The organism is Gordonia sp. (in: high G+C Gram-positive bacteria), from assembly GCF_049299075.1.
In the GTDB taxonomy this organism is placed as follows: Bacteria; Actinomycetota; Actinomycetes; order Mycobacteriales; family Mycobacteriaceae; genus Gordonia.
On record NZ_JBAQWU010000087.1, the window covers coordinates 1 to 12,555 of the forward strand.

11 protein-coding genes are annotated in these 12,555 nt (G+C 63.6%); 9 read left to right on the forward strand and 2 right to left on the reverse strand.

The features are described from left to right. The 3 genes from WAW85_RS02915 to WAW85_RS02925 all read left to right on the forward strand — a co-directional run. On the forward strand, positions 1–763 hold a 763-nt coding region (locus WAW85_RS02915; RefSeq protein WP_422558157.1), incomplete at its 5' end, for an alpha/beta hydrolase. 39 nt (positions 764–802) lie between these two features. Continuing rightward, positions 803–1,039: an amphi-Trp domain-containing protein gene (locus WAW85_RS02920; protein ID WP_422558158.1), complete on the forward strand. Its 237-nt coding sequence runs from the start codon at positions 803–805 to the stop codon at positions 1,037–1,039. Positions 1,040–1,212: 173 nt separating this feature from the next. Continuing rightward, positions 1,213–1,545 (forward strand): hypothetical protein, encoded by a 333-nt coding sequence (locus WAW85_RS02925; protein ID WP_422558159.1) that lies wholly within the window; start codon positions 1,213–1,215, stop codon positions 1,543–1,545. A 428-nt stretch (positions 1,546–1,973) separates the two neighbouring features. On the opposite strand, the gene WAW85_RS02930 is transcribed toward WAW85_RS02925, so the two are convergent. Then, positions 1,974–2,249 carry a hypothetical protein gene (locus WAW85_RS02930; RefSeq protein WP_422558160.1) on the reverse strand — a complete coding sequence of 92 codons (276 nt, stop codon included), beginning with the start codon at positions 2,247–2,249 and terminating at the stop codon, positions 1,974–1,976. A gap of 54 nt (positions 2,250–2,303) precedes the next feature. Further along, on the reverse strand, positions 2,304–3,890 hold the full coding sequence (gene guaA / locus WAW85_RS02935) for a glutamine-hydrolyzing GMP synthase (RefSeq protein ID WP_422558161.1): 1,587 nt from the start codon (positions 3,888–3,890) through the stop codon (positions 2,304–2,306). A gap of 154 nt (positions 3,891–4,044) precedes the next feature. Between guaA and WAW85_RS02940 the strand changes: the two genes are divergently transcribed. From WAW85_RS02940 to WAW85_RS02965, 6 genes are all read left to right on the forward strand, one after another. Continuing rightward, entirely contained in the window at positions 4,045–5,151 is a 1,107-nt protein-coding gene (locus tag WAW85_RS02940; protein WP_422558162.1) for an NAD(P)-binding domain-containing protein, read from the forward strand. A gap of 126 nt (positions 5,152–5,277) precedes the next feature. Then, positions 5,278–5,673 carry a hypothetical protein gene (locus tag WAW85_RS02945; protein ID WP_422558163.1) on the forward strand — a complete coding sequence of 132 codons (396 nt, stop codon included), beginning with the start codon at positions 5,278–5,280 and terminating at the stop codon, positions 5,671–5,673. 103 nt (positions 5,674–5,776) lie between these two features. Beyond that, positions 5,777–6,550 (forward strand): hypothetical protein, encoded by a 774-nt coding sequence (locus tag WAW85_RS02950; protein WP_422558164.1) that lies wholly within the window; start codon positions 5,777–5,779, stop codon positions 6,548–6,550. Positions 6,551–6,815: 265 nt separating this feature from the next. After that, a complete protein-coding gene (locus tag WAW85_RS02955) occupies positions 6,816–10,145 on the forward strand; it encodes a helicase-related protein (RefSeq protein WP_422558165.1) in 3,330 nt (1,109 codons plus the stop codon). Further along, complete coding sequence (locus WAW85_RS02960; protein WP_422558166.1) at positions 10,145–10,816, forward strand: DUF4391 domain-containing protein; 672 nt, start codon at positions 10,145–10,147, stop codon at positions 10,814–10,816. The genes WAW85_RS02955 and WAW85_RS02960 overlap by 1 nt, the downstream gene beginning before the upstream one ends. A gap of 11 nt (positions 10,817–10,827) precedes the next feature. Beyond that, the coding region (locus WAW85_RS02965; RefSeq protein ID WP_422558167.1) for a site-specific DNA-methyltransferase at positions 10,828–12,555 on the forward strand (1,728 nt) is incomplete at its 3' end.

The following is a 12,555-nucleotide window of genomic DNA, read 5'->3' on the forward strand; positions in this document are numbered from 1 at the left end:
GGAGATGCGGCTGGACGCTTTCGCCGAGCGCTTCTGCGCCGCCGGCTACGCCTGCCTGGTGTTCGACTACCGCCATTTCGGGGCGAGCGACGGCGAACCGCGCCAACTGCTGTCGATCAATCAGCAGCTCCAGGACTGGGCCTCGGCCATCGCGTATGCGCGACAGTTGCCCGACGTCGACGGCACGCGGGTGGCGTTGTGGGGCACGTCATTCGGCGGCGGGCATGCGATCGTCGCCGGCGCCCGGGACGGCAAGGTGGCTGCGGTGATCGCCCAGTGTCCGTTCACCAGCGGGATCGCCTCGGTGCTCGCGATGGAGCCGCTGGTGGCGGCAAAGGTGACCGCGCGTGGGATCGCCGACGTCGCCTCGTCGGTGTTGCGCCGCGATCCGGTGATGGTGTCGCTCGCCGGCGAACCAGGGACGACGGCCCTGATGACTGCAGCCGATGTGGTGCCCGGTTACCTGCCGCTGGTTCCCGACGGCATCCCGTTCGTCAATCAGGTGCCCGCCCGGATCGGGCTGGCGATCCCCACCCACTCCCCGACCCGCTGGCTCAAGAAGACGACGGTGCCGACGATGGTGTGCGTCTGCGACCACGATTCGGTGGCACCAGCACGCCCCACCGTCCGTGCGGCCGAGGGCAATCCGAGGGTCACCGTCGAGCGCTACGACGAGGGGCATTTCAGCATCTATGTGGGCGACGCCTTCGAGCGGATCGTCGCCGATCAGCTCGCGTATCTGCGCCGCACCGTCCCGAACTGACGAAGAATCCGACGTCCGACGATCCGAGAGGAACCACCGATGAGCGACGAGCTGTTCGAGTACGAAGCGAAAGAGGAACTCACCCGGGAGGAGGCCGCCGCGAAGCTGCGCGAGCTGGCCGACACGATCGCCCGCCACAACGAGGTGTCGTTCACCGAGAACAACAAGGTGGTCCGGATCGACGTCCCCGACCGCGTCCGCCTGAAGGTCGAGATGGAACGCGGCCAGGCCGGCGAGAAGTCCGAACTAGAGGTCAAGCTCTCCTGGCGCGAGTGACCCCGCTGCACCCCGCCCCCTGAGCCCGTCCCGATCCCTGAGCTTGTCGAAGGGTCCCCACAACCACCGCCCCGATCCCTGAGCCCGTCCCGATCCCTGAGCTTGTCGAAGGGTCCCGGAGCTTGTCGAAGGGTCCCCACAACCACCGACGACCACTACCCCGGAGAATTCACATGCGAACCGCCCCGCTCCGCCCGCGCACCGCCACCATCGCCCTGGCCACAACAGCCCTGGCCGCGACCCTGACCCTGTCCGCGTGCAGCCAGGTCGAGGAAGCCGTCAACCGTGGCGGCGATACCCAATGCAACGACTACATCGGCCAGGACAAAGACACACAGCGCGTCACGGTCACCAAGTACTTGAAGGACCAGGAGAACGGCACCGAGCCGACCGCCAATCAGGTCGATATGTCGATGGCCGCCATCGACGCGCTGTGCCGGGTTCAGAACAACGCGCAGGTTCCGATCAAAGATGCGAACCTGATGGGAATCCTGCCGTCGCAGTAGCCGCTACCGCGCCGCACCAGGCCAGATCACGTCGATCACGTTCGACGTGAACAGGTCCAGGATCTCGCACTCGGATTCGGCCAGAACCAAAAGGCTCTTGCGCGCTTCACCTCGTGTCCGAAGCTGACCCGGTACGACGTGTATTCATCCTGAAGGAACGCCTCTCGCCGTTGACGACGCACTTGTACGGCACCCGGATTCCAGATGGCCCCACCGCCTGTTGAAGGTGCCGAAGCTCTTCGATAAGCGCATCTGGATCACTCCACGCTCCTGAACCAGACGGTCGATGTCGCGACCCTCTTTGCGTGTCGCGGCCCCTGCAGCCACCGCGACATTCGGGGAGAGTCGCGACACGCGAGCAGGGCGGTCGACTCCTCCGTGAGGCCACGCCGTAGTCAAGAATCACCAGCTGTACGGGCAGTACACCGTCACTGATACTTCACTTCGCCGAACACGGCGACCTGGATAATCGCCTCCGCGGCTCGGTGCGTCAGGTGCGTGCCGTCCGGGTCTCGCCAGTACCGCGCGACTTCCTCGACGATCTCCGCACGAGTGCCCTCGGTCCGGCCCCAGGCGATGGCGCCTGCCGCGGCCAGCACATCGTCGTTCGTGAGAATCGCGTACCCGTCTAAGTGCACCACATGGAGGGTGTCGGGACGGAAGTCCAGAAAGTAGGGCATGTCCTCGTCCCCCGGACCGGCCATGTACAGCGTCTCGATCAGGTCGTCGATCGGCTCGTCGGCGTCATCCAGAGTGAATCACTCCCATTCGATGGTGCCCGGCGGCTTGCTGGTCACGTCCAGCACCACGCGGTTCACATCGGGCACTTCGTTGGTGATGCGGGTGGAGATGATCTCCAGAACCTCGTACGGCACGCGCGTCCAGTCGGCCGTCATCGCGTCCTCGGACGACACCGGCCGCAGCACGATCGGGTGGCCGTAGGTGCGGCCGTCGCCCTGGACGCCAACGCTACGGACGTCGGCAAGCAGCACGACGGGGCACTGCCAGATCTGGTTGTCCAGACTCGCAGCCGAAAGCTCTTCGCGCGCAATCAGATCCGCCTTGCGCAGCAGGCTCAGGCGATCGGCGGTCACCTCGCCGACGATCCGGATCGCCAGGCCCGGCCCTGGGAACGGCTGACGCGCCACGATCTCCTCGGGCAGTCCGAGCTGACGGCCGACGGCACGCACCTCGTCCTTGAACAGCAGGCGCAGCGGTTCGACGAGCGCGAACTCCAGGTCTTCGGGGAGCCCGCCGACGTTGTGGTGGCTCTTGATGTTCGCGGTGCCCGAGCCGCCGCCGGATTCCACGACGTCCGGGTACAGGGTGCCCTGCACCAAGAAGTCGACCTTCTTACCGGACGCGGCCTGATCGCCGAGCACCTCGGAGACGGCGCCCTCGAATGACCGGATGAACTCGCGGCCGATGATCTTGCGCTTGGTCTCCGGATCGGAGACGCCAGCGAGGTGGCCCAGGAAGGTCTCCTGCGCGTCGACGGTCACCAGGCGTGCACCGGTGGCGGCGACGAAGTCGGTCTGAACCTGCTCGCGCTCCCCCGCCCGCAGCAGTCCGTGGTCGACGAAGACACAGGTGAGCCGGTCGCCGATGGCGGCCTGCACCAGGGCAGCGGCCACGGCGGAGTCAACACCGCCGGAGAGTCCACAAATCGCCAGGCCGTCGTCGCCCACCTGCGCGCGAATGTCGGAGATCAGCGCGTCGGCGATGTTCGCCGCAGTCCAGGTCGGCTTGAGCCCGGCCACCTCGTACAGGAAGCGGGTCAGCACTTCCTGTCCGTGCGGGGTGTGCAACACCTCGGGGTGGTACTGGACGCCGGCCATGCGGCGCTCGACGCACTCGAAGGCAGCGACCGGTGCGCCCGGCGTCGACGCGGTGACGGTGAACCCCTCGGGTGCCACCTGCACGGCGTCGTTGTGGCTCATCCACACCGGCTGGGTTTCGGAGAGTCCGTGGTGCAGGACGCCGCCGTCGCCCGCGATGTCCATCATGGTGCGCCCGAACTCGCGACCGCCGGTGTTGGCGACGGTGCCGCCGAGCGCGTCGGTCATCTTCTGGAAGCCGTAGCAGATACCGAAGACCGGAATCCCCTGCTCAAAGAGCGCCGGGTCGATGCTCGGGGCGCCGTCGGCGTACACCGACGACGGTCCGCCCGACAGCACAATGGCCGCCGGATCCTTCGCCAGGAACTCCGAGAGCGGCGCGTCGTGCGCGATCACTTCCGAATAGATGCGCGCCTCGCGCACCCGTCGCGCGATGAGCTGCGCGTACTGGGCGCCGAAGTCGACGACGAGGACTGGGCGCGGGTGGTCAGCCGAGGAATCCGTCACGGACCCCAGTCTATCGGCGCCACCGATGGCCCACACCGCCCACTACCCTTCGCGGCCACGCCGGACCGGCAAACGCCGGCCGCGCGGCTCCGGCCGCCGCCGCAATAGGACGCACCACCCCGGCAGACAAGTACGCACTAACGTGGTCACGGTGATGACAGCGACCACGGCCGGGCCGCAGCCGGTCGACGTCGTCGTCATCGGCGCCGGCCAGGCGGGCCTGTCGGCCGCCTACCACCTCGCGCACCGCGGTGTGGTTCCGGTCGCCCGCGCCACGGCAGCGGATCGGACCTTCGTCGTCCTCGACGGGGAGGACGCTGCCGGTGGCGCGTGGCGGCACCGGTGGCAGTCGCTGCGGATGGCCACCGTCAACGGCATCTTCGAGCTGCCGGGGTATCCGGTGCCGCCCGCCGACCCCGAGGCCAGCAGCAGCGTGGTGCTGCCAGCCTACTTCTCCGCGTACGAACAACGGCACCGCCTCGACGTCCACCGTCCGGTCCGGGTGCACGCCGTCCGGCGCGGCGGCGACGAGCCGATCGACGGTGCCGCCGCGCGTCTGATCGTCGAGACGGATGCCGGGGCGTGGTCGGCCCGGTACGTCATCAATGCGACCGGCACCTGGACCAAGCCGTACTGGCCGATGTATCCGGGACAGGAGACCTTCCTCGGCGAGCAACTGCACGTGCAGAGCTACACGTCCGCCGAGGCGTTCGCCGGCCGACGGGTGGTGATCGTCGGCTCGGGTGTTTCGGCCACCCAGTTGCTCGACGAGATCTCTGCCGTCACCGACACCTTCTGGGTGACTCGCCGCGAACCGATCTGGGAAGACGGCCTGTCGCGGGAGAAGGTCGTTGCCGCGCTCGCCGACGTCGAAGAACGCACCCGCCAGGGGTATCCGGGGAGCAGCATCGTCCGGGTCACCGGCATGGTCCGCAGCCAGTGGGTCGAGCGCGCCGCCGCCCGCGGCGCCCTGGTGCGGCATCCGATGTTCACCCGGATCGAGCCGGACGGCGTCCGAATGCCCGACGGCACCCTGGAACCTGCGGACGTGATCTTGTGGGCCACCGGTTTCCGGCCGGCGGTCTCCCATCTGGCACCGCTGGGGTTGCGGACCCCACACGGCGGTTTCCGCGTGGCGAACAGCCGGTCGCTGGACGAGCCGCGCCTGTTCCTGATCGGCTACGGAGCCTCCCAGTCGACGATCGGCGCCAATCGGGCCGGCCGTGACGCGGCGATCGCGATCATGGCCGACATCGGCTGATCAGGCCGGACGCTGGGTGCGCCTTGGTCAACGCAGTCGATAGATCCCGTCGCCTACCGGAATTGTCCGCACCCCCCACTACCCTTCGCAGCAAACCCGGTCATCCGACCGACGACAGGAGAATCCATGGTCAACGTCAAGAAGTGGCGGTTCTGGCAGTTCTTCGATCACGACGGCGCACTGAGGTGGGTCGGCGTGAGCCGGCCGAACTCGCACCGGAAGATCGACCGGACCAAGATCTGGACCCTGCTCCCCTCCCAGCAGGTACTCGTCGCGAACTGGTTCCTCATGGCCGATCAGCAACTCCCCGAAGCCGAGCGCGAGTGGGTGCACGATTCTATCGACGGCTGGGACTTCTGCGACGCCGCCATCGAGGTCCCCGAACCGTCCCGCGACGACCTCGCGCGACTCACCCGCCCCGAAGCCGAACTGACCCTCGATCAGATCGATCGCATTCCGATGGAGCAGGTGACCGGCCTGCGGGACCGGGACCGGATCCTGCGCGAGCGCAAGAACGAATGAGTCCACCGCGTCTACCAAACAGGCGTGCTGCAGCCCGCCCGTTGCCGTGTGGCCGATCCAACCGGCTAGCTAGACTCCACGGGAGCGGAAGGTGGGTTCACCCATGTGGAACGAGTCAGACGACGCTGTCGGAGAATTGCTGAGATCGACCGTCCTGCGCGGGGGCGGACGCTTCGACGATTCAGTAGTCATCAGTGGTTGGTGGGCAAAACACGGAATCACCATCGCGCCGATCGAACTAAATCGAAATTCCCTCTTTTCGATTGCCACACGATATCGAGAAGCCAATGAACCGGATTGGGTTTCATTCCTGTGGCATGTACTCGCCTGGGGTGCGATGGGCGACTTTCGAAATATCCCACGGATCGTGGGCAGCGTCGATAGCGCCGAACGGCACGCCGAACTCAATGCCCTCCTCGCCGGTGCCTCCGAAGCCAGCTTCGCCGGCAACTGCGCCAGCGCTTACCGCATGTTTTACGGCAAGATACCGAGATTGGGTCCCGCCTTCTTCTCGAAATTTCTCTATTTCACGTCGGACCGCAACAGCGTGAACCCAAGCCCCTTGATTCTGGACTCCCGAGTCTCCTCCGCCTTGTTCACGCTGATCGGCAGCAACTATTCGCGCCAGGATTCGGACACATACGGGAAGTTCTGCAGCGATCTACATCGCTGGTCCAATGACTTTGACACGCCAGCCGACGTGATCGAGTTCCGGCTATACCAGTTCGGGCAGCTCATCGATTCGAGCCGGTGGAAGTGGTTGCACGCCGAGGCTTCGCTGTACCGAGAGGGGCGACCGCAGGTGGGGTTCGACGAAATTGCAGAGGAGATGGTCCGACGGGCAAACGGAATGGACCAACGCGGCGAGAATCGCTGATGCAGCATCGGCACGCTCTTCACGATCCTGCGACCATAGAGTGAACCGAGTGCGTGCTGGCGAGTCCACCACAGCGGTGCGGATACCATCGAAGCACGGCACGATCGGCCATCGAAGGGGAGAACTGTTGACTGAGTCTGGACGACCGGCGACCGCCGTCAGTGCCCCTAGTCGGCGACACCCCGTCTTCATGCCGACGCGGCACGCCGAGTCAGCTGGCCAGCGACAGCTGCCCGTTCCGACTATGGAACGGTGATCAGACACCGTGCGCATCATCAACAACGTCACTGACCTACTCGGCGACGACCTCAAGACCGAGATTGCACCAGGATCCAAGGTGCGGATCGCCGCATCGACCTTCTCGATCTTCGCCTTCGAAGCGCTCCGCGAAGAGTTGGAATCTGCCTCCGAGCTGGAATTCATCTTCACCTCACCGTCCTTCGTGACAGAGAAAGTGACTGACAAACTCCGCAAAGAACGTCGCGAGTTCTACATCCCCGGCGGCCGAGCCGAGTCGAGCCTGGCCGGGTCGGAGTTCGAGATTCGACTGCGCAACAAGCTCACACAGCGCGCGATCGCGCGCGAATGCGCAGACTGGGTGCGTCGCAAAGCGGCCTTCCGGTCCAATGCCACGGGCAACCCGATGCAGCAATTCGCAGTGGTGGACGACAAGACCGCCTACGCGCAGCTTCAGGGCTTCACCACTGCCGACCTCGGCTACGAACGCGGCGACGCTGTCTCCAGCTTTGTGAATCGCCTCGACGAAGCGCCGATGACCGAGCAGTACCTGCAGCTGTTCGACCAGATCTGGAACAACCCCGATCAGGTCAGCGACGTCACCCAGGCGGTCCACGACCACATCGCCAGCGTCTACGCCGAGAACTCCCCCGCCCGCATCTACTTCCTCATCCTCTACAACGTGTTCGCCGAGTTCTTGGACGACATCAGCGAGGACGTGCTTCCCAATGACCGCACCGGCTACCAGCAGACCAAGGTCTGGCAGAGCCTGTACAACTTCCAGCGCGATGCCGCGACGGGCATCATCAACAAACTGGAGACCTACAACGGCTGCATCCTCGCCGATTCTGTCGGTCTCGGTAAGACCTTCACCGCCCTCGCGGTGATTAAGTATTACGAACTACGCAACAAGTCTGTCCTCGTCCTCTGCCCGAAGAAACTCGCCGAGAACTGGACGAACTACAACGCCAACCTCACCACCAACATCTTCGCTGGCGATCGTTTCAACTACGATGTCCTCGCTCACACCGATCTCTCCCGCAACACCGGTGAGTCACTCGGACTCCGGCTGGACCGAGTCAATTGGGGAAACTACGACCTCGTCGTGATCGACGAGTCGCACAATTTCCGCAACGCTGACTACGCGGAAGAAAGAGAGTCCCGCTACCAGCGCCTCATGCGGCAGGTCATCCGCGAGGGCGTGAAGACCAAAGTCTTGATGCTTTCAGCGACTCCGGTGAACAACCGGTTCAACGACCTGAAGAATCAGCTTCAGCTCGCCTACGAGGGCGAGTCGGAGAATCTCGCCCAGCATCTGAGCCTGTCGACGACTGTGGAGAAGGTCTTCTCCGACGCACAACGCGTATTCAACGAGTGGTCCAAGCTCGACAGCAAGGACCGGACCACCGATCGCATCCTTCAGATGATCGACTTCGATTTCTTCGAACTACTCGACTCGGTCACGATCGCCCGCTCCCGCAAGCACATCCAAGCGTTCTACGACACCACCGAGATCGGCGCCTTCCCAGAGCGACGACCTCCGGTCTCAATCCGCGAACCACTCACCGATCTGCCCAACGCGCCTGGTTTCAACGACATCTACGAGCAGCTTCAGGCCCTGAACCTGGCCGTCTACACGCCACTCGCCTATGTCTTCCAGAGTCGGCGCGCCAAGTACGAGGACCTCTACAACGTGACCGCCGGCAACGCCCGGTCCAACCTGGGCCAGGCCGGCCGCGAGCAGGGTTTGAAGACGCTGATGACGGTCAACCTGCTCAAGCGCCTGGAGAGCTCAGTCGACGCTTTTCGGCTCACGTTGACGAAGATGGAGCACTCCGTTGCGCACACACTCCAGCGGATCAGCAATCATGGCGGTCACCTCGAGGATCTGAGCCCCGAACTCGCGGGGCTCGACTTCGACATCGACGACGAAGACGACGCCAACATCGAGGCATTGTCCTTCGGCGACAAGATCAAAATCGATCTCGACGATCTCGATATCGAATCCTGGCGGCGTGACCTGTGGAATGACCGCGAGACGCTGAGAGAACTTCTCGACGAGATGCGAAAGGTCACCCCCGAACGGGACCTCAAGCTCCGCAGACTCACACAGCTCATTGCCGACAAGGCACAGCACCCGATCAACGACGGCAACCGGAAGGTGCTCGTCTTCTCCGCCTTCGCCGACACCGCCAACTATCTCTATCGCGAGCTGGCGCCCATCCTCACGGCAACCGGTCTCGACACCGCCGTCATCACCGGGGGGAGCCACGGCGCAAAGACGACTCTCGGTACCGGCTTCGACTTCCAGCAAGTGATGTCGCTGTTTTCGCCTCGCTCCAAGCAACGTGATCTCACGATGCCGGGCGAAACCCGCGAGTTGGACGTCCTCATCGGCACCGATGTGATCAGCGAGGGCCAGAACCTTCAGGACTGCGACTACCTGATCAACTACGACATCCACTGGAACCCGGTGCGCATCATCCAACGGTTCGGTCGCATCGACCGCATCGGCTCTACGAACAGCCAGATTCAGCTCGTCAACTTCTGGCCCGACATCTCCCTCGACGAGTACATCAACCTAAAGGAACGCGTCGAGAACCGGATGGTGATCGCCGACCTGGCCAGCACCGCAGACGACAATGTGCTCACTCTGGAAGATTCCGATGCGGCCTTCCGCAAGGAGCAACTCCGCAAGCTCCAGGACGAGGTGATCGAACTCGAAGACGTACGGACCGGTGTGTCAATCACCGATCTCGGTCTCAACGACTTCCGCATGGACCTGCTGGGCTACATCAAGGAGCACGCCGAACTCTCTTCCGCGCCACACGGGCTCCATGCCGTAGTCCCCGCCGATCCCGCCAAGGGACTGCCGCCCGGCGTCATCTTTGCGCTCAGAAACATCTCTGCCGACGAGCACATCAATCGAGGCAATCGGCTCCATCCGCACTACCTCGTCTACCTCGACGATCAGGGCGAAGTCGTCGCCGACCACACCGAGCCCAAGCACCTACTCGACCTGCTCCGCGCCGGCTGTCGCCCCCACGACACCCCCGTCACCGACGTCGTGCACGCCTTCAACGCCGCCACCGACGAGGGCGTTCGAATGAGCAAGTATTCGCAGTTGCTCACTGAAGCCATCAGCTCGATGATCGACGTCACCGAAGAACGCGACATCGACAGTCTCTTCACCGGCGGCAGCACCACGGCCCTAACCCAGACCATCGCCGGCCTCGACGACTTCGAGCTGATCGCGTTCGTCGCGATCGTGGACCCCTCCGCTTCGCCCCCCGAGCCCGCGACCTCGCCCCCTAAGCCCGAGGCTTTGCCCCCTGAGCCCGTCGAACGGCACGGCTGATGCCTGACCTTCTCTACCGATGGCCCGAGGCCGCGAAGTTCGGTCGGCGGGTTCCCAAAGAAAAGTTTTACGGCCACGGCTCCGTCAGCACTTCCGTCCGTGAGCAGTTCGTCGCCGAAGTCCAACGCATTAACTGGGCATACAAGCTTGCGGAGACAACGATCAATCTCGTCGGCGATACGGCCGTTCCGGAAATCCAGGTCTTCCAACTCGACGCCAAAGCCGCCGACGTCAGCGACGCAGTGCTCACTGCGATTGACCGTGCCGTCCCGTTCCCGATCGTCTTCGAGGTCAATCGACACCGCTCGGAGAGCGATGACGTGCGAATGGTGGCCGCGCACAAGCAACTCGGCGCGGGCACCCCGAAACTCAGCAGCTACTACTCAACTGCATGGCTGCCGGCAGACGCGCCACGGGACCCGCTACCCACAGCGATCTCACTGCCCGCCTTGTATGCGGCACTCCTGCAACCACTCACACCGTTGGCACTGCGTCCCGGTGAAGAAATGTCCGAGGTCAGTGACAGACTGAACGCAGCACGCAAGCTCGAACGCGAGGTCACAGCGTTGGAGCGCAAGCTTCGCAACGAGCCGCAGTTCAACCGAAAGGTTGAACTGCGCCGCACTCTCAAAGCGAAACAAGACGAACTCACCGAACTGGTTGAAGGATAGATGGGGACTCCGTGGACAAACTGCGCATGACATCGCCCGACCTCACACAGGGCAACATCGACAAGCTTGCGGAGCTGTTCCCCACGGTCGTCACTGAGAGTCTCGACGCAGAAGGCAATCCCGTCCGCGCCATCGACTTCGATCTGCTGCGCCAGGAGCTGAGCGATCACATCGTTGAGGGGCCACAAGAGCGGTACCGACTTGACTGGCCGGGAAAACGGGCCGCCGCCTTCGCAGCGAATGCGCCGATCGCCAAGACCCTCCGACCTGTGCGTGAGGAATCGGTGGACTTCGACACCACCAAGAACCTCTTCATCGAGGGCGACAACCTCGACGCGCTCAAGCTGCTCCAGGAGTCATACCTCGGCAAGGTCAAGCTGATTTACATCGACCCGCCCTACAACACTGGGAACGACTTCGTCTACGACGATGACTTCGCCGAGACGAGCGCTGACTACCTTCACCGTTCCGGTCAGGTGTCTGATTCCGGTGTTCGGCTGCTGGCGAACACCGACTCCAACGGCCGATTCCACTCGGACTGGCTGAGCATGCTTTATCCGCGCTTGAAGCTCGCCCGCAACCTTCTGGCCGAGGACGGCGTCATCTTCATTTCGATTGACGACAACGAGATCGGACAGCTGCGCCGGGTGGCTGACGAGGTGTTCGGCGACGGCAATTTCATAGCTCAGGTCGTTTGGCAGAAGCGCACGTCGCCAGAAGCACGTAGACGACTTGGTGCGGGTCACGAGTACGTCGTGGTCTACGCACGAGATGCCCAGAACATTGAGGCCGCACTCAGGCCACTTCCGCTTGACGATCGGGACCGAGCAGCGTTCAGCAATCCCGACAACGATCCGCGAGGCCCGTGGGTCTCGTCTGATTTCACGGCGCCCGGGTACCGGCCCAACCAGATGTATGAAATTGTCACGCCATCAGGGCAGAAGGTTGAGCCACCCCCGGGTCGTTGCTGGATGAACCTCCAACCAGAGTACGAAGCACAGGTAGCCCAGGGTCGATTCTGGTTCGGTCCAGACGGGCAGGGTATCCCTCGCAGGAAGACCTACCTCAACGAGCGAGATGGCAAGTCGGCGTGGACTTGGTGGCCAAACTCGGAGGTAGGTCACACACAGGAGGGAACCCGTGAGGTCCGTGCGCTATTCGACAAATCGGGTCCCACATACTTCGACTTCCCGAAACCTGTTCGCTTGGTGCAACGAATAGTTCAGCTCGCCACGAGGATCGACCAACGCGACATCGTAATGGACTTCTTTGCAGGATCCGGGACGACAGCCCACGCCGTGATGGCACAGAACGCAGTAGATGGTGGCGACCGACGGTATGTGCTGGTCCAGCTTGAGGAAACACCCGGGGATCACTCGGACGCTGCGCGGGCCGGCTATGAATCGATTGCCGAGATCTCCCGCGACCGTATACGGCGCGCTGCCGCTCTTTTTGCGCCGCCCGCTACCCAGACACCAGGCTTCCGAGCCCTGAGAATCGATACGAGCAATATGGCCGATGTCTGGCATTCGCCAGACCAGACTGGACAACTCGATCTTGAAAGCTTGGAGTCGAGTACCAAGCCGAACCGCAGCGTCGAGGACGTGCTTTTCCAGGTCCTTCTCGACTGGGGTTTGGACCTCACAATGCCAATCCAGAAGGAGACTATCGATGGCTTCGAGGTGTACGACGTTGAGGAGGGTGCGTTGATCCTGTGCACACGTCCGCGTGAGGCGCGC

Bases quoted from the DNA above. Each gene is read 5' to 3' on its own strand.
- WAW85_RS02920 (WP_422558158.1), top strand. From the start codon at position 803: ATGAGCGACGAGCTGTTCGAGTACGAAGCGAAAGAGGAACTCACCCGG.
- WAW85_RS02925 (WP_422558159.1), top strand. From the start codon at position 1,213: ATGCGAACCGCCCCGCTCCGCCCGCGCACCGCCACCATCGCCCTGGCC.
- WAW85_RS02930 (WP_422558160.1), bottom strand. From the start codon at position 2,249: ATGGCCGGTCCGGGGGACGAGGACATGCCCTACTTTCTGGACTTCCGT.
- WAW85_RS02940 (WP_422558162.1), top strand. From the start codon at position 4,045: ATGACAGCGACCACGGCCGGGCCGCAGCCGGTCGACGTCGTCGTCATC.
- WAW85_RS02945 (WP_422558163.1), top strand. From the start codon at position 5,278: ATGGTCAACGTCAAGAAGTGGCGGTTCTGGCAGTTCTTCGATCACGAC.
- WAW85_RS02950 (WP_422558164.1), top strand. From the start codon at position 5,777: ATGTGGAACGAGTCAGACGACGCTGTCGGAGAATTGCTGAGATCGACC.
- WAW85_RS02960 (WP_422558166.1), top strand. From the start codon at position 10,145: ATGCCTGACCTTCTCTACCGATGGCCCGAGGCCGCGAAGTTCGGTCGG.